The organism is Pseudomonas sp. B21-048, assembly GCF_024748615.1.
Classification (GTDB): Bacteria; Pseudomonadota; Gammaproteobacteria; order Pseudomonadales; family Pseudomonadaceae; genus Aquipseudomonas.
Genome location: NZ_CP087168.1, coordinates 1,852,809 through 1,877,615, shown reverse-complemented (window position 1 = coordinate 1,877,615; position 24,807 = coordinate 1,852,809). Strand labels below are relative to the sequence as shown.

Annotated in this window: 15 protein-coding genes; 7 read left to right on the top strand and 8 right to left on the bottom strand. The window is 59.9% G+C overall.

Translation table 11 applies throughout. The features are described 5' to 3' along the window. Positions 1-173: 173 nt before the first annotated feature. From ligA to LOY56_RS08575, 4 genes are all read right to left on the bottom strand, one after another. Positions 174-2,531, bottom strand: coding sequence for an NAD-dependent DNA ligase LigA (ligA, locus tag LOY56_RS08590; RefSeq protein ID WP_258621042.1), 2,358 nt, complete (start codon positions 2,529-2,531; stop codon positions 174-176). Positions 2,532-2,688: 157 nt separating this feature from the next. Next, positions 2,689-3,540: a cell division protein ZipA gene (zipA, locus tag LOY56_RS08585; protein WP_258621040.1), complete on the bottom strand. Its 852-nt coding sequence runs from the start codon at positions 3,538-3,540 to the stop codon at positions 2,689-2,691. A 305-nt stretch (positions 3,541-3,845) separates the two neighbouring features. Further along, on the bottom strand, positions 3,846-7,334 hold the full coding sequence (gene smc / locus LOY56_RS08580; protein WP_258621039.1) for a chromosome segregation protein SMC: 3,489 nt from the start codon (positions 7,332-7,334) through the stop codon (positions 3,846-3,848). 2 nt (positions 7,335-7,336) lie between these two features. Continuing rightward, positions 7,337-7,996 carry a GntR family transcriptional regulator gene (locus tag LOY56_RS08575; RefSeq protein WP_258621038.1) on the bottom strand — a complete coding sequence of 220 codons (660 nt, stop codon included), beginning with the start codon at positions 7,994-7,996 and terminating at the stop codon, positions 7,337-7,339. A gap of 266 nt (positions 7,997-8,262) precedes the next feature. Between LOY56_RS08575 and xdhA the strand changes: the two genes are divergently transcribed. The 4 genes from xdhA (at position 8,263) to guaD (ending at position 14,387) form a co-directional block, all read left to right on the top strand. Next, positions 8,263-9,717 (top strand): xanthine dehydrogenase small subunit, encoded by a 1,455-nt coding sequence (gene xdhA, locus LOY56_RS08570; protein ID WP_258621037.1) that lies wholly within the window; start codon positions 8,263-8,265, stop codon positions 9,715-9,717. Then, positions 9,710-12,106: a xanthine dehydrogenase molybdopterin binding subunit gene (gene xdhB, locus LOY56_RS08565; RefSeq protein WP_258621036.1), complete on the top strand. Its 2,397-nt coding sequence runs from the start codon at positions 9,710-9,712 to the stop codon at positions 12,104-12,106. Before xdhA ends, xdhB begins: the two co-directional genes overlap by 8 nt. Before the next feature lie 125 nt (positions 12,107-12,231). After that, the gene (gene xdhC / locus LOY56_RS08560; protein WP_258621035.1) at positions 12,232-13,077 is read left to right on the top strand and encodes a xanthine dehydrogenase accessory protein XdhC; all 846 of its coding nucleotides are present in this window, start codon (positions 12,232-12,234) and stop codon (positions 13,075-13,077) included. Between the two features lie 8 nt (positions 13,078-13,085). Then, positions 13,086-14,387 (top strand): guanine deaminase, encoded by a 1,302-nt coding sequence (gene guaD, locus LOY56_RS08555; RefSeq protein ID WP_258621034.1) that lies wholly within the window; start codon positions 13,086-13,088, stop codon positions 14,385-14,387. A 223-nt stretch (positions 14,388-14,610) separates the two neighbouring features. Here guaD and LOY56_RS08550 read toward each other — a convergent pair whose 3' ends face one another. Next, a complete protein-coding gene (locus tag LOY56_RS08550) occupies positions 14,611-15,375 on the bottom strand; it encodes a GntR family transcriptional regulator (protein WP_258621033.1) in 765 nt (254 codons plus the stop codon). Positions 15,376-15,733: 358 nt separating this feature from the next. Between LOY56_RS08550 and LOY56_RS08545 the strand changes: the two genes are divergently transcribed. After that, entirely contained in the window at positions 15,734-16,924 is a 1,191-nt protein-coding gene (locus tag LOY56_RS08545; protein ID WP_258621032.1) for a benzoate/H(+) symporter BenE family transporter, read from the top strand. Between the two features lie 52 nt (positions 16,925-16,976). Here the strand turns inward: LOY56_RS08545 and LOY56_RS08540 are convergent, their stop codons facing one another. Further along, positions 16,977-17,321, bottom strand: coding sequence for a YggL family protein (locus LOY56_RS08540; protein ID WP_007896965.1), 345 nt, complete (start codon positions 17,319-17,321; stop codon positions 16,977-16,979). 234 nt (positions 17,322-17,555) lie between these two features. On the opposite strand from LOY56_RS08540, the gene dacB reads away from it, so the two are divergent. Further along, positions 17,556-19,016 (top strand): D-alanyl-D-alanine carboxypeptidase/D-alanyl-D-alanine-endopeptidase, encoded by a 1,461-nt coding sequence (gene dacB, locus LOY56_RS08535; RefSeq protein WP_258621030.1) that lies wholly within the window; start codon positions 17,556-17,558, stop codon positions 19,014-19,016. A gap of 146 nt (positions 19,017-19,162) precedes the next feature. Here dacB and LOY56_RS08530 read toward each other — a convergent pair whose 3' ends face one another. Then, positions 19,163-21,553, bottom strand: coding sequence for a GGDEF domain-containing protein (locus tag LOY56_RS08530; protein ID WP_258621028.1), 2,391 nt, complete (start codon positions 21,551-21,553; stop codon positions 19,163-19,165). A gap of 141 nt (positions 21,554-21,694) precedes the next feature. Continuing rightward, on the bottom strand, positions 21,695-23,965 hold the full coding sequence (gene rlmKL / locus LOY56_RS08525) for a bifunctional 23S rRNA (guanine(2069)-N(7))-methyltransferase RlmK/23S rRNA (guanine(2445)-N(2))-methyltransferase RlmL (RefSeq protein ID WP_258621026.1): 2,271 nt from the start codon (positions 23,963-23,965) through the stop codon (positions 21,695-21,697). A gap of 530 nt (positions 23,966-24,495) precedes the next feature. Here rlmKL and rmf point away from each other — a divergent pair. Further along, complete coding sequence (rmf, locus tag LOY56_RS08520; RefSeq protein ID WP_003223300.1) at positions 24,496-24,711, top strand: ribosome modulation factor; 216 nt, start codon at positions 24,496-24,498, stop codon at positions 24,709-24,711. Positions 24,712-24,807: the final 96 nt, after the last annotated feature.

The following is a 24,807-nucleotide window of genomic DNA, read 5'->3' as shown; positions in this document are numbered from 1 at the left end:
CCTGGGGCCTGCGAAGACTAGATCATTCTTGTACCGTGATCGTTCCCACGCTCTGCGTGGGAATGCCGCCCCGGACGCTCCGCGTCCGTTGTGACGCAGAGCGTCACGGGATGCGTTACCACGCAGAGCGTGGGAACGATCAACAGCTGCCGAAGGCTGCGATCTTGGCGATCTTAAATGTCGATACCGTGCTTCTTCAGAAACTCGACAAACGCCTCTTCATCCAGCACCTTCAACCCCAGCTCATTGGCCTTGGCCAACTTCGATCCCGCGCCCGGGCCGGCGACGACGCAATGGGTCTTGGCCGACACGGAACCGGCCACCTTGGCGCCGAGGCTTTCAAGTTTGTCCTTGGCGACATCGCGACTCATCAGCTCCAGCGAACCGGTCAACACCCAGGTCTGCCCGGCCAGCGGCAACCCTTCGACGACTTTTTTCTCGCTCTGCCAGTGCATACCGAAATCACGCAACTGCTTTTCGGCCGCCTCGGCGAGCTGACGATTTTCCGTGCCCGCAAAGAATTCGCGAACCGAAGTCGCCTGCTTCTCCGGCAATGCCTGACGCATGTCCAGCCAATCAGCACTCATCACCGCTTCGAGTGAGCCGAACTTGTCGGCAAGCTTCTGCGCCCCGCCCGGTCCGACCGACGGAATGTGCAACTTGTCGAGGAAGCCTCCTAGCGTGGTGCTCGCCGCAAACTCGGCGCCCAGCTCGCCTTGATCCTGAATCTGCAGGCCGTGCTTGAGCAGATCCTTGATCACCTGCTGGTTATGCGCGTCTTCAAAGAAGCTGTGAATCTCGTGAGCCACTTCCAGCCCGACATCCGGCAAGTACGTGAGTACTTGCGGCAACGCCTGCTGAACCCGCTCCAGCGAGCCGAGAGAGCGCGCCAGGACCTTGGCCGTCTCTTCGCCGACATCGGGAATGCCTAAGGCGTAGATGAACCGCCCCAGACTCGGCTGCTTGCTGTCTTCGATTGCACTGAGCAGGTTCTTGCTCGACAGCTCGGCAAAGCCTTCCAGGTCGACGATCTGCTCGAACGTCAGGGCATAGAGATCGGCCGGTGAACTCACCAGGCCTTCGTCCACCAGTTGCTCGACGCTTTTCTCGCCCAGCCCTTCGATGTCCATGGCGCGGCGCGAAACGAAGTGGATGATCGCTTGCTTGAGTTGCGCCCCGCAGGCCAGACGCCCGACGCAGCGATACACCGCGCCTTCGCTGATGGTCTCACGGCCCTTGCTGCGCTTGACCAGTTGCGTGCGCTCGACATGGGAACCGCAGACCGGGCACTGCTCGGGAATCCGCACCGGCCGGGCGTTTTCCGGACGGCGCTCGGTGACCACTTGCACCACTTGCGGAATCACATCACCGGCGCGACGAATGATCACGGTGTCACCAATCATCAGGCCCAGCCGCGCCACTTCATCCATATTGTGCAAGGTCGCATTGGCCACGGTGACGCCGGCGACTCTGACCGGTTTCAAGCGCGCCACTGGCGTCACGGCCCCGGTGCGACCGACCTGGAATTCCACGTCGAGCAGTTCGGTGAGTTCTTCCATGGCCGGGAATTTGTGGGCTATCGCCCAGCGCGGCTCGCGAGCGCGAAAACCCAGTTCACGCTGAGACGCAATGTTGTTGACCTTGAACACCACACCATCGATTTCATACTGCAGTGCATTGCGGCGCTCGCCAATGTCGCGGTAGTAATCCAGGCATTCTTCGATGCCGTGCGCCAGTTTCAGCTCATGGCTGATCGGCATCCCCCAGGCTTTGAGTTGCTGCAGATTGCCAATGTGCGTGTCGGCAATATCGGCCGAAATCTGGCCGATGCCGTAGCAGCAGAATTCCAGCGGACGGTTGGCGGTGATCTTCGAATCCAGCTGCCGCAAACTGCCCGCCGCCGCGTTACGCGGGTTGGCGAAGGTCTTGCCGCCGACTTCCAGTTGCGTGGCGTTGAGCCGCTCGAAACCGGCCTTGGACATGAACACTTCGCCACGCACTTCCAGGGTCGCCGGCCAACCGGTGCCATGCAGCTTGAGCGGGATATTGCGCACGGTGCGCACGTTGACGCTGATGTCTTCACCGGTGGTGCCGTCGCCGCGGGTGGCGCCGCGCACCAGCACACCGTCCTGATACAGCAGACTGACCGCTAGGCCATCGAGCTTGGGTTCGCAGCTGTACTCCACCGCCGCGCCACCGCCGAACAAGTCGCCGACCGGCAGGTCCAGCCCTTCCGTCACCCGGCGATCGAATTCGCGCATGTCGGTTTCTTCGAAGGCGTTGCCCAGGCTGAGCATCGGCACTTCATGACGCACCTGAGTGAACGCCGACAACGCCGCGCTGCCGACACGCTGGGTCGGCGAGTCGCTGGTGATCAATTCGGGATGGGCCGCTTCGAGGGCCTTGAGCTCATGGAACAAGCGATCGTATTCGGCGTCCGGAATGCTGGGTTCGTCCAGCACGTGGTAGCGATAGTTGTGCTGATCGAGCTCGGCGCGCAGCTCTAGAATGCGGTTTTTGGCGGCGGTCATGGGTGTTCTCTCATAAAGCAAAAGAGCAGCCGAGGCTGCTCCTATCTCATCTCATCAAGCTCAAGAGATCGCAGCCTCGTTTCACTCGACAGTTCCTACAGTAAATCGCGAACCCTGTAGGAGCTGTCGAGTGAAACGAGGCTGCGATCTTTTGACTTTAACGCTTCTGGGTCAATGCGCGACGCTCGAATTCAACGATGCGCTGACGGTAGTGCTCAATCGTTTGGGCGGTCAACACGCTGCGCTGGTCGTCTTTCAGTTCGCCGTTCAGCTCCTGGGACAGTTTGCGTGCCGCAGCCACCATCACGTCGAAGGCTTGCTTCGGATGACGCGGGCCTGGCAGACCGAGGAAGAAGCTCACTGCCGGGGTGCTGAAATGATCGATGTCATCCAGATCGAAGACGCCCGGTTTGACCGCATTGGCCATGGAGAACAGGACTTCGCCGTTACCGGCCATGCTTTCGTGACGGTGGAAAATGTCCATCTCGCCAAAACGCAGACCGCTTTCCAGAATGTTCTGCAACAGCGCCGGGCCCTTGAAACCGGTCGGGTCGCGGCAGATCACGCTGATCACCAGCACTTCTTCGGCTTGCGGCTGATCTTTCTCGGCCGGGCTGGCAGATTTGGTGTCATCCGGAAAATCGTTATCACGGCTGTTGAAGCTCGGGCCGCCGTCCAGATCCAGACTGAGGTTCATGTCGCCCTGAGAAGGCTCGCCATGACCACGCTTACCGCGCTTGGAACCCGACTCACGAGGTTCACGGGCAGGCATGCTCACCGACGGCAGGTCGTGCTCGTCCAGTTGCGGTTCTTTATGGGTGTCCAGCACACGGGGCGGGCCCAACAACTCGGCGCTGGTGTCCTCATCCGGCAGGTTGGACAGATTTCGGTCAAGACGAAACTTCAGTTTTCCCTTGCCGCCGCGCATGCGACGCCAGCCATCAAAAAGAATACCGGCAATGACAATAATGCCGATGACGATCAGCCACTCGCGCAGACCGATTTCCATGTAATTCCTGTGCCTCTATAAAAAATGCTGAAAAATAAGGGGTTTACATTGGGTAAACCGCTTTAAAACGTGGCGCCAACTCTATGTTCTGACAGGCGTTTTGCCCACGTATACGAAAAATTGACATTAAACTAGCACGACCAAAGGCAACTTTACACCGTCTGTCGAAGTCGCTACGCAAATTGTGTCAATTTGCCATCTTCATTCCACAAGTAAAGTGTCGACGGTCTGTGCAGTTCAAGCTGCAAGTCGCAAGCGTCAAGCTAACCCCTTACAGCTTACGGCTTATAGCCTGATGCTCGCCGCTAGGCATCCACCATCGCCATCGCCTCCTCCACATCCACTGCCACCAGACGCGAGCAACCGGGTTCGTGCATCGTCACCCCCATCAATTGATCGGCCATTTCCATGGCGATCTTGTTGTGGGTGATGTAGATGAACTGCACCGTCTGCGACATCTCTTTGACCAGCCGCGCGTAGCGTCCAACGTTAGCGTCATCCAATGGCGCGTCAACCTCATCGAGCATGCAGAACGGCGCCGGATTCAACTTGAAGATGGCAAAAACCAGGGCCAATGCAGTCAGGGCTTTTTCGCCACCGGAGAGCAAATGGATGGTGCTGTTCTTCTTTCCTGGCGGCTGCGCCATGATCGTTACCCCTGTATCGAGTAGATCTTCGCCCGTCAGTTCCAAATACGCGCGTCCTCCACCGAAAACTTTTGGGAAAAGGGCCTGTAAACCGCCATTGATCTGATCAAAGGTATCTTTGAAGCGGTTTCGGGTTTCCTTGTCGATCTTGCGAATCACGTTCTCGAGGGTGTCCAGCGCTTCCACCAGATCGTCGTTCTGAGCATCCAGATAACGTTTACGCTCGGATTGTTGCTGGTATTCGTCGATAGCCGCGAGGTTGATCGCGCCGAGGCGCTGAATTCGCGCGGCAATGCGCTCGAGTTCTTCTTCGGCGTCTTTCTCATTGGCCTCGGCCATCAGGGTCGCGAGTACGCCGCGCAGGTCGTAGCCGTCTTCCAGCAACTGATCTTCAAGGGTCTTGCGGCGCACGGTCAGGGCTTGCCATTCCATGCGCTGGTGTTCGAGTTGACCACGGATCAATTGCGATTGCTGCTCGGCTTGGTTGCGGCGTTTTTCGGCGTCGCGCAGCTCGCGGTCGGCGTCTTCCATGGCGATTTGCGCGGTCTTGAGCTCTTCATCGACGGTCATGCGCTTCTCGAGCAGCTCTTCGAGTTTCAGCCGCAGCTCTTCCAGCGGCGCCTCGCCCTCTTCCAGATTGAGGCTGAGCTGTTCGCGCTTCTCGGTCAGGCGCTCGGACTGCATTTCCAGCCGTTCCAGCGCCTGACGAGTGGAGTCGTGTTGCGCCTTCAGCGAACCGAGGCGTACCGCCAGTTGGTGCGCATGATCCTTGTGCTGTCGGGCTTCCTGACGCACCCGATCAAGGCGTTCGCGCAGGCTGTCGCGCTGGGCCAACAGCAGCTCACGCTGCTCGGTGTCCAGCGCCATGCTGTCGAGGGCTTCCTGCAATTGCAGGCGCGCTTCGCCGATGTTCTCGTGTTCCAGGGCACGCTGCTCGCTCAGCTCGGTGAGTTCTTCATCGAGACGGGTGCGGCGCAGGGTCAACTGCTCGACCTTGGCTTTGCCGGCGGACAACTGAGCTTTCAATTCACCTTGCTGACGGGCTTCGTCTTGCAGCAGACGGCGCAAATGTTCGCGCCCGTTTTCCTGCTGACGCTGTTGCGCCCTGAGATTCTGAAGTTGGGTTTCGAGGGTTTCGACCGTGGCTTCGCGCTCTTCGCGTTCAAGGCCCAAGCGCTGAATCTCCTGGCCACGGGCGAGCACGCCGCTTTCCGCTTCGCTGGCCCGGCGCACACGCAAAAAGTGTCGACCGACCCAATAACCGTCGCGGCTGATCAGGCTTTGGCCGGCGGCCAATTGCCCGCGCAAGGCCAAGGCCTGCTCAAGGCTGTCGACCGGTTTGACCTGCCCCAGCCATGGCGACAAATCAATCTGCGCCTCGACCTTGTCGAGCAAACTGCCAGGCATGCGCACGCCATCGGTGGCCGGGCTGAGCAGGCGCAAATCGCCTTGGGCAAACCCGGCCAGATCGAAGTCACCGAAGTCATCCACCAGCACCGCTTGCAGGTCGGCGCCGAGCACGGTTTCCACCGCCAGTTCCCAACCGGCCTCGACCTTCAGGCCTTCGGCCAGACGCGGACGATCTGCCAGATGCTGTTCGCGCAGCCATTCGACAGTGCCGGTGCCGGGATCGAGCGCGGCTTGCTGCAAGGCTTCCAACGAAGCCAGTCGACCGTTGAGCCGCTGCAAATCACCTTGGGCTTGCTGCTGATTTTGCAGCGCTAGTTGCAATTCCTGACGCAGTTGTTCAAGACGTTCAACCTGAGCTTCTTCACTGGCCTGCAAGTCTTCGAGCGTGGCCTCGGACGCAGCCAATTGCTCGCTGAGTTCCATGATTGCCGCGTCTTCCGGATCCGCCGAGAGCAACGCACGCTCTTCGCCAAGGCGTTTCTGGCGATCAGCCAAACGTTCCATGCTGGTTTCCAGTTGCTGGATTCGCGACTGCTGGACTTCAGCCTGACGGCGTGGCTCGGCGGCAGTGAGGTTGAAGGTGTCCCACTGCTCCTGCCAGCCGTGCATGGTGGTTTCGGATTCTTCGAGCGCGGCAGCAGCTTCTTCGGCGGCGGCGCTGGTGACTTCCTGTTCCGGCGTGAGCATTTCCAGCTCTTCGCCCAAGGTCAGCAGCAAGGTACGGTCGTGGCCCAGGTGAGACTCGGTTTCCAGCCGCGCGCGCTCGGCTTCCTTCAGGTCGTCCTGCAACTGACGCAAACGCTGCTGACCGTGCTGGATGCTCTGCTCGACCCGGGCGATGTCGCCGCCGACCGAATAGAAACGCCCCTGCACCAGATTGAAGCGTTCGGACAGATCGTGATGACCGTCACGCAGGCGCTCGATGGCCGCGTCGGCATTGCGTTGCTCGGCCACCAGGGCTTCAAAGGTGACTTCTTGGGTGCCGATGATCGACTCGCGCTGGCCGACCTGTTCGTTCAATGCCTGCCAGCGCAGGGCCGACAGCTGGGCCTTGAGCTGGCGCTCTTCACCCTTGTATTCCTGATACTTCTTGGCGGCCTCGGCCTGGCGGTGCAAGCGTTCAAGCTGACGCTCGAGTTCTTCGCGCAGGTCGGTCAGGCGGGCCAGATTTTCGTGGGTGCGGCGGATACGGTTTTCAGTCTCGCGCCGACGCTCCTTGTACTTGGAAATGCCGGCGGCTTCTTCGATGAAATTGCGCAGGTCTTCGGGCTTGGACTCGATCAGCTTGGAGATCATCCCCTGCTCGATAATCGAATAGCTGCGCGGGCCGAGGCCGGTCCCCAGAAAGATGTCGGTGATATCGCGGCGGCGGCATTTGGTGCCGTTGAGGTAATAGGTGGTCTGGCTGTCGCGGGTCACTTTGCGGCGAATGGAAATTTCCGCATAAGCAGCCCATTCGCCGAGCAGGGTACCGTCGGAGTTATCGAACACCAGCTCAATACTGGCCTGGCTCACCGGTTTACGGCTGGTCGAGCCGTTGAAGATGACGTCGGTCATCGACTCGCCGCGCAAGTTCTTGGCCGAGCTCTCGCCCATCACCCAACGCACGGCGTCGATGATGTTCGACTTGCCGCAACCATTGGGCCCGACCACCGCCGCCATGTTACTGGGGAAGTTCACCGTGGTCGGATCGACGAAGGATTTGAACCCCGCCAGCTTGATGCACTTGAGCCGCACGCTTAAGCGACCGTCAGGGCAGAGACCACCAGATCGCAGCTGCGCTGGGCATACGCCGTCAGCACCACGCGGATCTGAGGAAAGTCACGGGCCAGCACGGCGGCGAGCAAGCGTTCGAACAGCTCGAGGAACTCGCTCATCGAGGCCTTGCGCTGATCCAGCGCGAGGAAATACGCGCGGCTCATGGCCGGCTGCAAATTCTCGACGGTTTCCTGCAAGTACGGGTTGTTGGCGAACGGATACGCGGCGCGCATCACACTGAAGCTGTCGTCAACGAACGTGCGGATGTCCTGGCGTTCGTAGCTGTCGGTCAGGCGCTGCTGGATCTGCAGAAACGGCACCATGTCGGCCTGGACTTGCCAGCCGCTGGCCACCGCGTTGCCGAGCAAAATGTACAACTCGCTCATCAGCGTGCACAGGCTCTGCACCTTGTGCGCCGTGAGTTCGGTCACGTGGGCGCCACGTCGCGGCAAAATCGCGATCAAGTGGCGGCGCTCGAGAATCAGCAAGGCCTCACGGACCGAACCGCGGCTGACATTGAGGGCCAGCGTGACCTTCTGTTCCTGAATGCGCTCCCCCGGCTTCATTTCGCCGCGAATGATGCGTTCGGCGAGGTGGTGAGCGATTTGCTCGGCGAGGCTGTCCGGGGCCTTGAACGTCATGGTTGTCCTTCAAACTCTTCGATCTGCACAAGCGGCGCAGTGTAGCGCAATTGATGGGTCATGGCGGAGTGCCCACCCAGCGGTTTTTGGCACGATTCGAGCAAACAGCAAACGATCCCGTGAGGGTCAATAATGAAGGAACGAGTCGTTGATCGACAAAATGCCATTTCCTGACCTTTAAGTCAGAAAATCATTGACCGAAAAGTCAGACCTGATAAATTCGGCTCATGTCGGTTAACAACAATAATGAGTTTGCGAGGCCTTCCGTGATCCAGTTTTTACTCAACCAGGAACTCCGTAGCGAGCACGCCCTGGACCCGAACCTGACCGTGCTCAATTACCTGCGCGAACACGTGGGCAAACCCGGCACCAAAGAAGGCTGCGCCAGCGGCGACTGTGGCGCCTGCACCGTGGTGGTCGGCGAGTTGCAGACAGACGACTTGGGCCGCGAACACATTCGCTACCGCAGCCTCAACTCGTGCCTGACCTTTGTTTCGTCGCTGCACGGCAAGCAACTGATCAGCGTCGAAGACCTCAAGCACCAAGGCGAGCTGCACAGCGTGCAAAAAGCCATGGTCGAGTGCCACGGCTCGCAGTGCGGTTTCTGCACGCCGGGCTTCGTGATGTCGCTGTTCGCGCTGCAAAAGAACAGCGATCAACCGGATTCTCACAAGGCCCACGAAGCGCTGGCCGGCAACCTCTGCCGCTGCACCGGTTATCGGCCGATCCTGGCCGCCGCCGAGCAATCCTGCTGTGGCAAACAACCCGACCAATTCGATGCTCGCGAAGCGGACACTATCGCCCGCCTGAAAGCCATCTCCCCCACCGATATCGGCGAACTCAACAGTGGCGACAAGCGCTGCCTGGTACCGTTGACCGTGGCCGATCTGGCCGACCTCTATGACGCTTATCCACAGGCCCGCTTGTTGGCCGGTGGCACTGATCTGGCGTTGGAAGTCACCCAGTTCCACCGCACCTTGCCGGTGATGATCTACGTCGGCAACGTCGTCGAAATGAAACGCATCGAACGCTTCGACGATCGCCTGGAAATCGGCGCCGCCACCGCCCTCTCCGACTGCTACGACGCCTTGAAGGCCGAGTACCCTGACTTCGGCGAATTGCTGCAACGCTTCGCTTCCTTGCAGATCCGCAACCAGGGCACCCTGGGCGGCAACATCGGCAACGCCTCGCCAATCGGCGACTCGCCACCGCTGCTGATCGCCCTCGGCGCGCAGATTGTTCTGTGCAAGGGCGAAACCCGCCGCACCATGGCGCTGGAAGATTACTTCATCGATTACCGGGTCACCGCGCGTCAGGAAAGCGAGTTCATCGAAAAGATCATCGTGCCGCGCGCCAGCGTTGAACAACTGTTCCGCGCCTACAAGGTATCCAAACGTCTGGACGATGACATTTCCGCCGTTTGTGCCGCGTTCAACCTGCGCATCGACACTGGCGTGATCGCCGACGCCCGCGTTGCTTTCGGCGGCATGGCAGCCATTCCAAAACGCGCCAAACACTGCGAAGCCGCCCTGCTGGGTGCGCCGTTCAACAACGCCACCCTCGAACGCGCCTGCGCTGCATTGGCCGAAGACTTCACGCCACTCTCGGACTTCCGCGCCAGCAAGGAATACCGTCTGCTCAGTGCACAGAACCTGCTGCGTAAATACTTCATCGAACTGCAAACACCGCACATCGAGACTCGGGTGACCGCTTATGTCTAATCATCACGCTGTAGAGAAGACCCAAGCCGAACTGGCTGAATTGTTCGCCAAGGACCTGACCACCGGTGTCGGCCGCAGCGTCAAGCACGACAGCGCCGACAAGCACGTGTCCGGTGAAGCGCAGTACATCGACGATCGGCTGGAATTCCCCAATCAGCTGCACGTTTACGCACGCCTGTCGGATCGTGCCCACGCGAAAATCATCAGCATCGACACCCAGCCCTGCTACGCCTTTGAAGGCGTGCGCATCGCCATTACCCACGAAGACGTGCCGGGCCTGAAAGACATCGGGCCATTGCTGCCGGGCGATCCGTTGCTGGCCATCGACGATGTGCAATTCGTCGGTCAACCGGTGCTCGCCGTGGCGGCAAAAGACCTGGAAACCGCGCGCAAAGCGGCCATGGCCGCGATCATCGAATATGAAGATCTGGAACCGGTTCTGGACGTGGTCGAAGCCCTGCGCAAACGCCACTTTGTGCTCGATAGCCACACGCATCAGCGCGGCGATTCGGCGACTGCGTTGGCTACTGCTGAATATCGCATCCAGGGCACGCTGCACATCGGCGGCCAGGAACACTTTTATCTGGAAACCCAGATCTCTTCGGTGATGCCGACCGAAGACGGCGGCATGATCGTTTACTGCTCGACCCAGAACCCCACCGAAGTGCAGAAACTGGTGGCGGAAGTACTGGACGTGTCGATGAACAAAATCGTCGTCGACATGCGCCGCATGGGCGGTGGTTTCGGCGGCAAGGAGACTCAAGCGGCAAGCCCGGCGTGCCTGTGCGCGGTGATCGCGCACCTGACCGGTCAGCCGACCAAAATGCGCCTGCCGCGTGTCGAAGACATGCTGATGACTGGCAAGCGTCACCCGTTCTACGTCGAGTACGACGTGGGCTTCGACAGCACTGGCCGCCTGCACGGCATTGCGCTGGAACTGGCCGGCAACTGTGGTTGCTCACCGGATTTGTCGGCATCGATTGTCGACCGCGCGATGTTCCATGCCGACAACTCGTACTATCTGGGCGACGCGACCATCAACGGTCACCGCTGCAAAACCAACACCGCGTCGAACACCGCTTACCGGGGTTTCGGCGGCCCACAAGGCATGGTTGCCATCGAAGAAGTGATGGACGCGATTGCCCGCCATCTGGGCCTCGATCCACTGGCCGTACGCAAGGCCAACTACTACGGCAAGACCGAGCGCAACATCACCCATTACTACCAGACCGTCGAGCACAACATGCTCGAGGAAATGACCGCCGAACTGGAAGAAAGCAGCCAGTACGCCGAGCGTCGCGAAGCGATCCGTCGCTACAACGCCAACAGCCCGATCCTGAAAAAGGGCCTGGCGCTGACCCCGGTAAAATTCGGTATTTCCTTCACCGCCAGCTTCCTCAATCAGGCCGGTGCACTGATCCACATCTACACCGACGGCAGCATCCACCTGAACCACGGCGGCACCGAAATGGGACAAGGTTTGAACACCAAGGTTGCGCAAGTCGTGGCTGAAGTGTTCCAGGTGGAAATGCACCGCGTGCAGATCACCGCGACCAACACCGACAAGGTCCCGAACACTTCGCCAACCGCTGCTTCGAGCGGCGCCGACCTCAACGGGAAAGCGGCGCAAAACGCGGCGGAAATCATCAAGAAACGCTTGGTGGAATTCGCCGCGCGGCAATACAAGGTCAGCGAAGAAGACGTGGAATTCCACAACGGTCACGTGCGGGTTCGCGATCACATTCTGACCTTTGAATCGCTGATCCAGCAGGCGTATTTCGCCCAGGTTTCGCTGTCGAGCACCGGCTTCTACAAGACCCCGAAAATCTACTACGACCGCAGTCAGGCGCGGGGTCGGCCGTTCTACTACTACGCCTTCGGTGCGGCCTGCGCCGAGGTGATCGTCGACACCCTGACCGGCGAGTACAAGATGCTGCGTACCGACATTCTTCACGACGTCGGCGACTCGCTGAACCCGGCGATCGACATCGGTCAGGTCGAGGGCGGTTTCATCCAGGGCATGGGTTGGCTGACCATGGAAGAACTGGTGTGGAATGACAAAGGCAAACTGATGACCAACGGCCCAGCCAGCTACAAGATCCCGGCGGTGGCGGACATGCCATTGGACCTGCGGGTGAAGCTGGTGGAAAACCGCAAGAACCCGGAAGACACGGTGTTCCATTCCAAGGCCGTGGGTGAGCCGCCGTTCATGCTCGGGATCGCCGCGTGGTGCGCGATCAAAGACGCCGTGGCCAGTTTGGGCGACTACCAGCATCAACCGAAAATCGACGCACCGGCGACCCCGGAGCGGGTGTTGTGGGGCTGTGAGCAGATGCGTCAGTTGAAAGCGGTGAAAGCCGTGGAAGCCAAATCCGAAGTGGTGGTTTGATCATTCCCACGCTCTGCGTGGGAATGCAGCCCGCGACGCTCTGCGTCGCATCGTGAACAGCGGACGCGGAGCGTCCAGAGATGCATTCCCACGCAGAGCGTGGGAACGATCTTGAGAGGTGAAACATGTACAACTGGATCGACGCCCTCGCCGACCTGCAAACCCGGGGTGAACCCTGTGTGTTGGTGACCATCATCGAAGAGCTCGGCTCGACGCCGCGTAATGCCGGCTCGAAAATGGTCATCAGCGCCACACAAACGTTCGACACCATTGGTGGCGGGCATCTGGAATACAAGGCCACGCAGATCGGCCGCGAGATGCTGGCCAGCGGCCGACAGGACACCCATCTGGAGCGCTTCAGCCTCGGCGCCAGCCTGGGCCAGTGCTGCGGTGGTGTGACCGTATTGCTGTTCGAACCGATGGGCCAGGTCCAGGCGCAGATTGCGGTGTTCGGCGCTGGCCACGTCGGTCGGGCGCTGGTACCGCTGCTCGCCAGCCTGCCCTGCCGGGTGCGCTGGATCGACTCACGGGAAGCCGAGTTCCCCGAACAGATTCCCCACGGCGTACGCAAAATCGTCACCGAAGAACCGCTGGATGAAGTCGATGATCTGCCCACCGGCAGCTACTGCATCGTCATGACCCACAACCACCAGCTTGATCTCGAACTCACCGCCGCGATCCTCAAGCGCAACGACTTCGCCTACTTCGGCCTGATCGGTTCGAAGACCAAACGGGTGAAGTTCGAACATCGCCTGCGTGACCGCGGTTTCGACAGCAGCGTGCTGCACCGCATGCGCTGCCCGATGGGCATCGGCGAAGTCAAAGGCAAGTTGCCTGTGGAAATCGCCATCTCCATCGCCGGCGAAATCATCGCCACCTATAACGCGAATTTCGGCCAGCACACCGCCAGCGCCGGATCATCGATCGCCAAACTGCTGCCTGCTTCACGCCGCAGCCAAGCTGCTAATTGAGAACTCCCATGCCTGCACGCAAAGCCTACCGCGCCGCCCTCCTGCACAGTATCGCCGACCCCGCCGAAGTGGGGATCGAAGCCTCGTACGAGTATTTCGAAGACGGCCTGTTGGTGATCGATAACGGCCAGATCAGCGCCATCGGCCACGCCAGCGAATTGCTGCCGACCCTGCCGGCCGACATCGAGATCACTCATTATCAGGATGCGCTGATCACCCCGGGCTTCATCGACACCCACATCCACCTGCCGCAAACCGGCATGGTCGGCGCCTATGGCGAACAGCTTCTGGACTGGCTCAACACTTACACCTTCCCGTGCGAAAGCCAGTTCGCCGACAAGGCCCACGCGGATGAAGTCGCGGATATTTTCATCAAGGAACTGCTGCGCAACGGCACCACCACGGCGCTGGTGTTCGGCAGTGTGCATCCGCAATCGGTGAACTCGTTCTTTGAGGCCGCCGAACAACTGGACCTGCGGATGATCGCTGGCAAGGTAATGATGGACCGCAACGCGCCGGACTACCTGACCGACACCGCCGAATCGAGCTACATCGAAAGCAAGACGCTGATCGAGCGCTGGCACGGCAAGGGTCGTCTGCACTACGCGGTCACCCCACGCTTCGCCCCGACCAGCACCCCGGAACAACTGACCCTTGCCGGCCAGTTGCTGAGTGAATATCCGGATCTGTACATGCAGACCCACATCAGCGAAAACTTGAAGGAAGTCGAGTGGGTCAAGGCGCTATTCCCGGAGCGCAAGGGCTATCTGGACGTTTACGATCACTACCGATTGCTCGGCGAGCGCTCAGTGTTCGCCCACGGCGTGCACCTGTGTGACGACGAATGTGCGCGTCTGGCGCAAGCCGGCTCGGCGATTGCGTTTTGCCCGACCTCGAACCTGTTCCTCGGCAGCGGTTTGTTCAATCTGCCGATGGCCGAGAAACACAAACTCAATGTCGGCCTCGGTACCGACGTCGGTGGCGGTACCAGTTTCTCGCTGCTGCAAACCCTTAACGAAGCCTACAAAGTCATGCAACTCCAAGGTGCGCGGCTGAGCCCGTTCAAATCGCTGTACCTGGCCACCCTCGGCGGCGCCCGCGCCCTGCGCCTGGAAGACAAGATCGGTACCTTGCAACCGGGCAGCGACGCGGACTTCCTGGTGCTGGACTACAACGCCACGCCACTGCTCGGCTACCGCTTGAAGCAGGCCAATAACATTGCCGAGACGTTGTTTGTATTGATGACGCTGGGGGATGACCGGACTGTTCTGCAGACGTATGCGGCGGGGAATCTGGTGCATCAGCGCTAGTTTTCTCCAGGCATAAAAAATCCCCCGTAGCCGTACAGCCCGGGGGATTTTTATTGCCTGTTGATCGTTCCCACGCTCCGCGTGGGAATGCAGCCCGGGACGCTCCGCGTCCCAGCCGAAGCGGACGCGGAGCGTCCATTGAGGCATTCCCACGTGGAGCGTGGGAACGATCATCAAACCTGTGGGAGTGGGCTTGCCCGCGATGGGCGCAACGCGGTCTGACTTAAAGCTTGGCTGTTGAACGCCCAGGCTTCTTGGTCTGCAACAAATGCGAAAACACCGCATGCAAATCATCCGACGCGCTTTCTTCGTCGAGGTTGAGTTTGCTGTCGATGTGGTCCATGTGATGCATCATCAGGTCCACCGCCAGCGTCGCGTCCCGGGCTTCGATCGCATCGATCAACTGGGTGTGTTCATCATACGAACAGTGGGAACGGTTGCCGCTCTCGTACTGGGCGATGATCAACGAAGTCTGCGACACCAGGCTGCGCTGGAAGCTGATCAGCGGCGCGTTTTTCGCCGCTTCGGCCAGTTTCAAATGGAACTCGCCGGACAAACGGATACCGGCACCACGATCGCCACGGGAAAAGCTGTCGCGCTCGTCGTTGACCATCTGCCGCAGTTCGAGAAGTTGCTCGGCGGTGGCGTGCTGAACCGCCAATTCAGTGATCGCCCGCTCCACCAGGCGCCGCGCCAGAAACACCTGACGGGCCTCTTCGACACTCGGGCTGGCGACGACCGCGCCGCGATTCGGTCGCAGCAACACCACGCCTTCATGGGCCAGACGCGACAGCGCGCGGCGAATGATGGTGCGGCTGACCCCGAAAATTTCCCCCAGCGCTTCTTCGCTCAACTTGGTGCCGGGCGCCAGACGCTGCTCAAGGATGGCCTCGAAGATATGCGCATAGACAATATCGTCCTGGGTACCGCTGTGGCCGGCTTTGCCTGCTCGCGGTTGTTTCTTGAGGGGTTGCAACTGTTCGTTCATGGGCACTCGAGTCGGGAGAACTGCGGCGAATTGACCGTGACTGTAATACGGCACAGTGGGTCGCTGGCAAGTATCGCGTAAAAAACACCGCGATTGTACACAATGGACGGTGGCAACACGACTGTACGGCTGTTTGTCGCCCTTGCTGTATTGCAACGACCGGTTACTTTTCAGTTTAGGCTTGAACGCAGAATCCGCAGCTCAACGCGATGCCCAGTAGGAGCGAGGCTTGCCCGCGAAGGCGTAGTGTCAGTCGATATCAATGTTGAATGACACGACGCCTTCGCGGGCAAGCCACGCTCCCACAGGGTTCAGCGGTGCTACGGACATCTTTATCAGAACAAGGAACACCGCTGTCATGACCGACGCCACGCACACGCAGCTTCGTCCCCTGACGGACACATCACCCTCGGCCATCGTCGCCGGGTTCATCGCCATGATGACCGGCTACACCAGCTCACTGGTGCTGATGTTCCAGGCCGGGCAAGCGGCGGGCCTGACCAGCGGGCAGATTTCGTCATGGATCTGGGCGATCTCCATTGGCATGGCAGTGTGCTCGATCGGCTTGTCCCTGCGCTACCGCACCCCGATCACCATCGCCTGGTCGACCCCCGGCGCAGCATTGCTGATCACCAGCCTGGGCGGCGTCAGCTACGGCGAGGCCATCGGCGCCTACATCACTTGTGCAGTGCTGGTGACCATTTGCGGCCTGACCGGCAGTTTCGAACGGCTGGTGAAAAAGATTCCGGCCTCATTAGCGGCGGCATTGCTGGCGGGGATTCTGTTCAAGATCGGCAGCGAGATTTTCGTCGCCGCCCAGCACCGTACTGCGCTGGTCCTGGGGATGTTCTTCACGTATCTGGTGGTCAAACGCCTGTCGCCCCGCTACGCCGTGCTCGCCGCGCTGTTGATCGGCACCGCGCTGTCGGGGTTTATGGGTTTGCTGGATTTCAGTGGCTTCCACCTCGAAGTCGCGATGCCGGTCTGGACCACGCCCCATTTCTCCCTGGCCGCGACCATCAGCATCGGCATTCCACTGTTCGTGGTGGCGATGACCTCGCAAAACATGCCGGGCATCGCCGTATTGCGCGCCGACGGCTACAACGTGCCGGCCTCACCACTGATCACCACCACCGGCATCGCCTCGTTGCTGTTGGCGCCGTTCGGCTCCCATGGGATCAACCTGGCCGCCATCAGCGCGGCTATCTGCACCGGGCCGCATGCCCATGAGGATCGCAACAAGCGCTACACCGCAGCCGTCTGGTGCGGGATTTTCTACGGGATTGCCGGAGTGTTCGGCGCGACGCTGGCAGCGTTGTTCGCCGCATTGCCTAAAGAGCTGGTGCTGTCGATTGCCGCGCTGGCGCTATTCGGCTCGATCATTAATGGGTTGAGCATTGCCATGGCGCAAGTGCAGGAACGGGAAGCAGCGCTGATTACCTTTATGGTGACTGCGTCGGGGTTGACGCTGTTTTCCATCGGTTCGGCGTTTTGGGGGATTGTCGCGGGGGTGTTGACCTTGCTGATCTTGAACTGGCGTAAAAGCTGAAAGATCTTCACAAAAAAAACGGCGACCCTTGGGGTCGCCGTTTTTTAGAACATCAAGCTACCGGATTGATCGGCTTTTCCGGGTACCAGACGTCGATCAGCGGGCTGACGGTTGCTTCGGTCAGTTCGCTGCGGCCTTTGAGCCAGGCTTCAACAGCGGCACGCTGCTCTTCGGAAACCGAGCCACGCTTCTGCAGGCAAACCAGACCGAAGTCGTCGCCGCCCACATAGCCCAGACCGTTGGCTTCCATGGCTTCTTTCAGGAACGCGTCGAGGAAAGCATCAATGGCTTCATCAGCCAAATCTTCTTTGAAATCCAGGTTCAGTTCGAAACCCAGCTCTTGAAATTCATCGACGCACAGTTTTTTGCGCAGACGCTGGGAACGGTTAGTCGCCATTGGAACAATCCTCATAAGTAATAACGGGCCGCACTTTAGCAGTTTAAGGCGCCGATTGCCCGTCTCAGAACGGCGCTACGCCTACCGTCGGTAAAAAAATAGCGGATTAGACGACCGGGGTACGGCACAAGCTGTTGCACCTTGGGGCATAATGCCGACACTTTCATGACCGCTGAGGGAATTTATCTCCATGCCCTCGTCTTTTTTCCCCTCGGCTGTAGGGTTTTATTTCAAATGATCAACTCTTTGCGTCCATTGCTGCTGGCCAGTCTTCTTCTGCCCCTGGCCCTCCCCGTTTCCGCTGCTTCGATCAACACCGCCCTGTCGCCCAACGTCGAAAAGGCTCTCAAGGCCAGCAAACTGCAGGACAGTGCCCTGTCGCTGGTGATGATCCCGCTCAACGGCCCGGGCACCCCAACCATTCATAATGCTGACGTTTCGGTTAACCCGGCCTCGACCATGAAGCTGGTGACCACGTACGCCGCGCTGGAAATGCTCGGCCCGAACCACCAGTGGAAAACCGAGTTCTACACCGATGGCACCCTCAGCGGTGGCATCCTCAACGGCAACCTCTACCTCAAGGGTGGCGGCGATCCGAAGCTGAACATGGAAAAACTCTGGCTGCTGATGCGCGATTTGCGCGCCAACGGCGTAACCCAGGTCACCGGTGACCTGGTGCTGGACCGCGGCTTCTTCGTGCAACCGCAACTGCCTGAATTCAACGACGACGGCAATGACGAGAACAAACCGTTCCTGGTCAAACCCGACGCGCTGCTGGTCAACCTCAAGGCCCTGCGCTTCGTGGCCCGCAACGACTCGGGCAAGGTTCTGGTGTCGGTCGAGCCGCCGATTGCCAGCATCCGCATCGACAATCAGGTCAAGGTGCTCAACTCCAAGCAATGCACCGGTGGGGTGCGTTACAACCCGGTGCCCCAGGCTGATGGCAGCGTCACCGTGACCGTCGGTGGCCAGTTGGGCGAAGGTTGCAGTTCCCAGACCTATCTGTCGCTGCTCGATCACGCGACCTACACCGCCGGCGCTGTGCGGGCAATCTGGAAGGAATTGGGCGGCAGCATCCAGGGCCAGGATCGTCTGGCACCGACGCCGAGCAACGCCAAGGTACTGGCGCGGGCCTATTCGCCAGACCTGGCGGAAATCATTCGCGACATCAACAAATACAGTAACAACACCATGGCTCAGCAGTTGTTCCTGAGCCTGGGCCAGAAATTCCGCACTGATGCCGACGGTGACGACGCCAAGGCGGCCCAGCGCGTGGTGCGTCAGTGGCTGGCGAGGAAAGGCATCACCGCGCCGCATCTGGTGATGGAAAACGGCTCCGGCCTCTCCCGCGCCGAGCGAGTGAGTGCCCGTGAAATGGCTGCGATGTTGCAAGCCGCCTGGCACAGCCCGTATTCCGCCGAGTTCATCAGCTCGATGCCGATTGCCGGCACCGACGGCACCATGCGCAAACGCCTGAAGACTACCGCGATGCGCGGTGAAGCCCACGTCAAGACGGGCACTCTTAACACCGTGCGCGCCATCTCCGGCTTCAGTCGCGACATCAATGGCAATACCTGGGCGGTGGTGGCGATCCTCAACGACAAGGCACCGTTTGGCGCTTCCTCGGTGCTGGATCAGGTGCTGCTGGACCTGTACCGCCAGCCGAAACTGCCGGAAACGGCTTCGGTGTTGTAATCGAGCCTTAAATCCAGTGTGGCGAGGGGGCTTGCCCCCGTTGGGCCGCGTAGCGGACCCAGAATAGGCGAGCGCTGCGCACTCGAACGGGGGCAAGCCCCCTCGCCACATAGGCTCGCTCCCACAGGGATTGCGTACACCCCGGGCTAGCTCATCTGCCCCTCAACCCTATCCCGTCCCGCCTGTTTCGCCGCATACACCCCTGAGTCAGCCCGCAGCAACAACGCATCCGCGCCCTCTCCGGCCTTCCAGCTGGCAATCCCGAAACTCGCGGTGACGGTTCCGACCTCGTCGATTGGCGCACTGCGCAACCCTTGCCACAACTCTACAGCCAGCACATGCGCCTGTGCGCGGTCGATATCCGGGCAGAGCACCATGAATTCTTCGCCGCCCAGGCGACAGAACACATCAGTGCGCCGCAGGCGACCACCAATGCGCTCGCACACGGCTTGCAATACCCGATCACCCACGGCATGACCATGCTGGTCGTTGATGCGCTTGAAGTGATCGATGTCGAGCATGATCACCGACAACTCGCCACCGCCGCGCTCAACCCGGGCCATTTCGGTGGTCAGGCGCTCCTGGAAGTAACGACGGTTGTGGATTCCCGTCAGGGAGTCGGTTACCGACAGTGCGCGTAATTCTTCTTCCACGCGCTTGAGGTCGGAGATGTCCGAAATGTAGCCATGCCACAGCACACCGCCACCGGGCAGTTCTTCCGGAGTCGCTTCGCCGCGGACCCAGCGCAGACCACGCTCGGGCAGTTGCACGCGATACTCCTCGCGCCAGTGGCTGAGAGTGTTCGCCGATGCCTGGATCGACGCGCGGACCCGACGCGTGTCCTGAGGATGGATCCGCGCGAATACCGCTTCGGCATTGAGCAACAGGACATCCGGCTCGAGCTCGTAGATCTCGCGGATACCGTCGCTGGCGTAGATCACGCTGAAGCGGCCATCGAATTCCATTTTGAACTGGTAAATTCCTCCAGGGACATGGGCACTGAGCTTCTTCAACAACAGGTCCCGTGCCGCCAGGGCCTCGTGGACGCGTTTGCGCTCAGTGATGTCAATACAGATCGCCAGGTGCCCGACCCACAAACCTTGCTCGTCGAGGACCGGGGTCGCCAGCATGTTCACCGTCAAATGACTGCCATCGTGGCGGATCAGCGTCCATTCTCGCGCTTCGTGACCGCTCTTTTCCCTGCGCTCGACCAACATCGCCTGACACGTCGGGATCGGTTTGCCATAGCGCACGCTCAGTTCGGCCGCGCGCGCTTCGAGCTCCCGTGGCAGGTGCAGATTTTCCAGGGTCATGTGGCCCACGGCCTGCACGCTCGAATAACCGAGCATTTGCTCTGCCCCGGCATTGAACGTGCTGATGATCCCGCGCAAGTCGGTAGCGATGATCGCCACCTGAGTCGCGGCATCCAGCACACCGCGCAACTGGCCATGCGTGCCGCGTAACTCTTGCTCACGGTCGTGAAGTTCCCGGGTCCGCTGCTCCACCATTTTCAGTGCCCGCTGGCGCTGGCTGACCAGCACATAGAGAAACACACTGAGCAGAAGGCTGAGCAAACCGCCGAGTATCACCTGGCTGTTCACCGAGGAATGGTTGGCTGCCAGGAACGCGGCGCTGGGGCGCATCTCCACTTGATACTCATGGTCGGCCAGGCGTAGCCATCGCGTGGAGGACAAGTCACTGGCCCCCGCCGGGTTGGTCGACTCGTACAACACCTCGTGCTGATCATCGGTGGACAAGTCGAGGATACGCACCGAGAGAGCGTCATGATTTTCTTCCGGCAGCCCGTCCCCCAACAGCTGGCGCATGCTGATCACTGCAATGACATAGCCGGCGGGTGCGGTGTTCACAAGGTTCTGACGGCTGACGGGCGCTACCAGCAACACGCCACGCGAATAGGCGGGCTCGACGCCTACCAGATGCAACGGTTGCGACACGGCCATATTGCGATTGCGATCGGCCCGTTCCAGGGTCGAACGACGCAGGGATTGAGCCAGCAAGTCGTAACCCAGCGGCGCGGGCAGTCGGCTTTGGGTTTGGGTGTAAAGCACCGGTACGTACTCGTCCCGCTCCGCGGCCGGTTGCAATTGGCCATTGACGGTGAGTTCGCGAAAGGTGAAATCGCTCAAGCCTTCTGCACGCACCGCGCGTTCAAGCAAGGGACGTTCGGGGCCGGAAACCCGGGGGGCCCAAGAGTAGGCCTGAGTACGACGCAAAAGCGATTTGGCGAAACCTTCGAATTCCTCGCGGGACACCAATTCGGAATTGATAAAGAACCGACGCAGGCCATCGAGGCGCTGCGCCTGATCTTCGAAACGTTCTTCAATACGGCTATAACGTTCACTGGCGAGCAACTGGAAACGTTGCCGCAGTTGCTGATGAAACTGATTGAACGTCGCCCAGGCCAGCAATCCCGTGAGAATCCCGCCGACCAGCAATACCAGCAGCGCGACCAGCCAGGCCGAAACATCTTCGCGGATAAAACCCAGGATCTTGGGGCGCACGGCGTGCAACGACATAGAGACAACTCAAAACGCCAGGTGCCGGAAAAGCCCATTGGCCATGGGTGGAGTTATAGCTATTAGCCACTAATTTGACCAGCACTGAAAGAACCAAGAGCCTTTAAAAATCAAGGCTCTGGATCCAATCAGGCTCAAATATCAGCGTGCAGTGATCTTCCACGCACGGTGGATCTTGCCATTACGGGCGAAATCCGGATCGATGGTCTGGGCGGTGATTTCTTCAACGGCATAACGCTCGGTGAGGTTTTCCTCGAGCTGGAACTTGCGGAAGTTGTTGGAGAAGTACAACACCCCGCCCGGCGCCAGACGTGCCATGGCCAGGTCGATCAACTGCACCTGATCACGCTGCACGTCGAAAATCCCTTCCATGCGCTTGGAGTTGGAGAAGGTCGGCGGGTCGATGAAGATCAGGTCATATTCGTCACGGCAGGCATCGAGCCAGGCCATCACATCGCCCTGCTCCAGACGGTTCTTGTCGGAGAAACCGTTCAGCGACAGGTTGCGACGCGCCCAATCCAGATAGGTTTTCGACAGGTCAACGCTGGTGGTGCTGCGCGCGCCCCCCTTGGCTGCATGAACGCTGGCCGTCGCGGTGTAGCAATACAGGTTGAGGAAGCGCTTGCCGGCCGCTTCTTTCTGGATCCGCATGCGCATCGGCCGGTGGTCGAGGAACAGCCCGGTGTCGAGGTAGTCGGTGAGGTTCACCAGCAGCTTTACGCCGCCTTCATTGACCTCATTGAACTTGCCCTGCGCGCTCTGACGCTCGTACTGCTTGGTGCCGCTCTGACGCTCGCGACGCTTGACCACCACCCGGTTCTTGTCGATGTTCAACGCTTGCGGAATCGCCGCCAGGGCATCGAACATCCGCGCCGAGGCTTTTTCCGGGTCGATGGATTTCGGTGCGGCGTATTCCTGGACGTGGACCCAATCGTGATACAGGTCGATGGCCATGGAATATTCCGGCATGTCGGCGTCGTAGACACGATAGCAGTCAATGCCTTCACGCTTGACCCACTTGCCCAGCGCCTTGACGTTCTTTTGCAGACGGTTGGCAAACATCTGCCCGCCTTCGCTCAAGCGCGGTTGCTCGATCACCACCGGGGCCGGTTTGATCGGGTTGCCGTTCTTGTTGTACTTCTCATACTTGCCCGGCGCTTCGATGTTCGACGGCGCATCGGACTCGGCCTGTTCGCGCTCGATCTGGCGCTGTTCCGGAGTACGACGCTCGCCGGTGACGAACTGGTCCGGCGTGACCTTGATCAGCAGCAATTTGCACGGCAAGGCACCGTTCCAGAACGAATACTGCTTGTGGCTGCGGATACCCATGCGCTTGCCCAAGTCCGGGGCGCCGGTGAACACCGCCGCTTCCCAGTTCAGGCACGCCTGACGCAGACGTTCGCCGAGGTTCTGGTAGAGATAGAGCAGACTCGCCTCATCGCCCAGACGCTCGCCGTACGGAGGGTTGCAGATCACCAGACCTTTCTGGTTCTGGTCCGGGCGCGGCTCGAATGTCGCAACTTCGCCCTGATAGATCTTGATCCACTCGCTCAGGCCGGCACGTTCGACGTTATTGCGGCCCGGTTGAATCAGGCGTGGGTCAGCTTCATAACCGCGAATCCACAGCGGTGGCTTGGCCAGGCCGGCTGCGGCGCGTTCGGTGGCTTCTTCGTGAAGTTTTTTCCACAGCGCCGGCACGTGACCGAGCCAGGCGGTGAAGCCCCATTGCTCGCGACGCAGGTTCGGCGCCATGTCGGCGGCGATCATCGCCGCTTCGACCAGGAACGTACCGACACCGCACATCGGGTCAGCCAGCGCGCCGCCATCGGCGGCAATTCGTGGCCAGCCGGAACGGATCAGAATCGCCGCCGCGAGGTTTTCCTTCAGCGGCGCCGCGCCCTGCTGCAAGCGGTAACCGCGCTGGTGCAGGCTGTGGCCGGAAAGGTCGAGGGACAAAATCGCTTCGCCACGGTCCAGGCGCAGGTGAATGCGCAGGTCGGGGTTGAGCTTGTCGATGGACGGACGATCGCCTTGCGGGGTGCGCAGTTTATCGACGATCGCATCCTTGACCTTCAAAGCGCCGAAGTGCGTGTTGTCGATACCCGAACCGTGACCGCTGAATTCGACGGCCAGGGTGCCATCGTTGAGCATGTGGTCTTGCCACTCGATATCCAGCACGCCGTGGTAGAGGTCTTCGGCGTCCTTCATCGGGAAACGCTTGAGCACCAGCAGCACGCGGTTCGCCAGACGCGACCACAGACACAGGCGATAGGCGGTTTCCATGGTGGCCATGCCGCGCACAGCCGAGGTGTGCTCACGTGCTTCCTCAAGGCCAAGCCCGACGGCTTCCTCGATGAGCAGGCCTTCAAGGCCTTTGGGGCAAGTGAGGAAGAGTTCGAAACGATCGGACATGGTAATTCCAGAGCCTTTAGCTAAGTGAACCGGCAACGCATTGCCGATCCGGTTTTCAATCAGGCGTTTTTCTAACAGAACGCCCGCGTGGCACGAAGGTGTGCCGTCCCACCCTGACTGCTCGGGTTAAAAGAGCTTAGATGCCAGGACAGATATAAAAGTTGATGCAACAAAATGTCATAAGTCGACCCTTCGTCGAATAGTCCCCAAGTGAACGGGTGTCATTCTCGTTAAAGGCCTCAACCCTCTCATCCCGCGCAGGGCCGATCATACCGGTGTTTGGCCAATAAACACGGGACAAATATCGTGTTACTTATGGCCATAGCATCTTTATGGTTACGTTCTTATGACAAAACGATCATTCCCTCGATGTGACGCATTGGTTAGAACTCAACACAGGTTGACGTCGCAACGGCGTCAACACCTTGGCTCGCGACGCCGGCAGCGAGCCGCCAACGGCAGGATTTTTCTGCCTGACCTCGATTGAGGTCGACGCGATAAATACAGTCAACAAGTGAGGGCAACACCCTATGAGAAGACTTAAGCGTGATCCGTTGGAAAGAGCATTTTTGCGCGGATATCAATATGGCGTTGGTGGTAAATCCCGTGAGCTTTGCCCTTTTACTCTACCGTCGGTACGCCAAGCCTGGATCAATGGCTGGCGAGAAGGACGCGGCGACAACTGGGACGGTATGACCGGCACTGCGGGAATCCACAGACTCAACGAACTTCACGCCGTCGGTTAATACAGGGCACACACTCCGACACGACAATCTGATTACGCTACGACTTAACCACGCACGTCCCATCCGGACGGCGGGCTTCGGCCCAGGGGCTCCTTC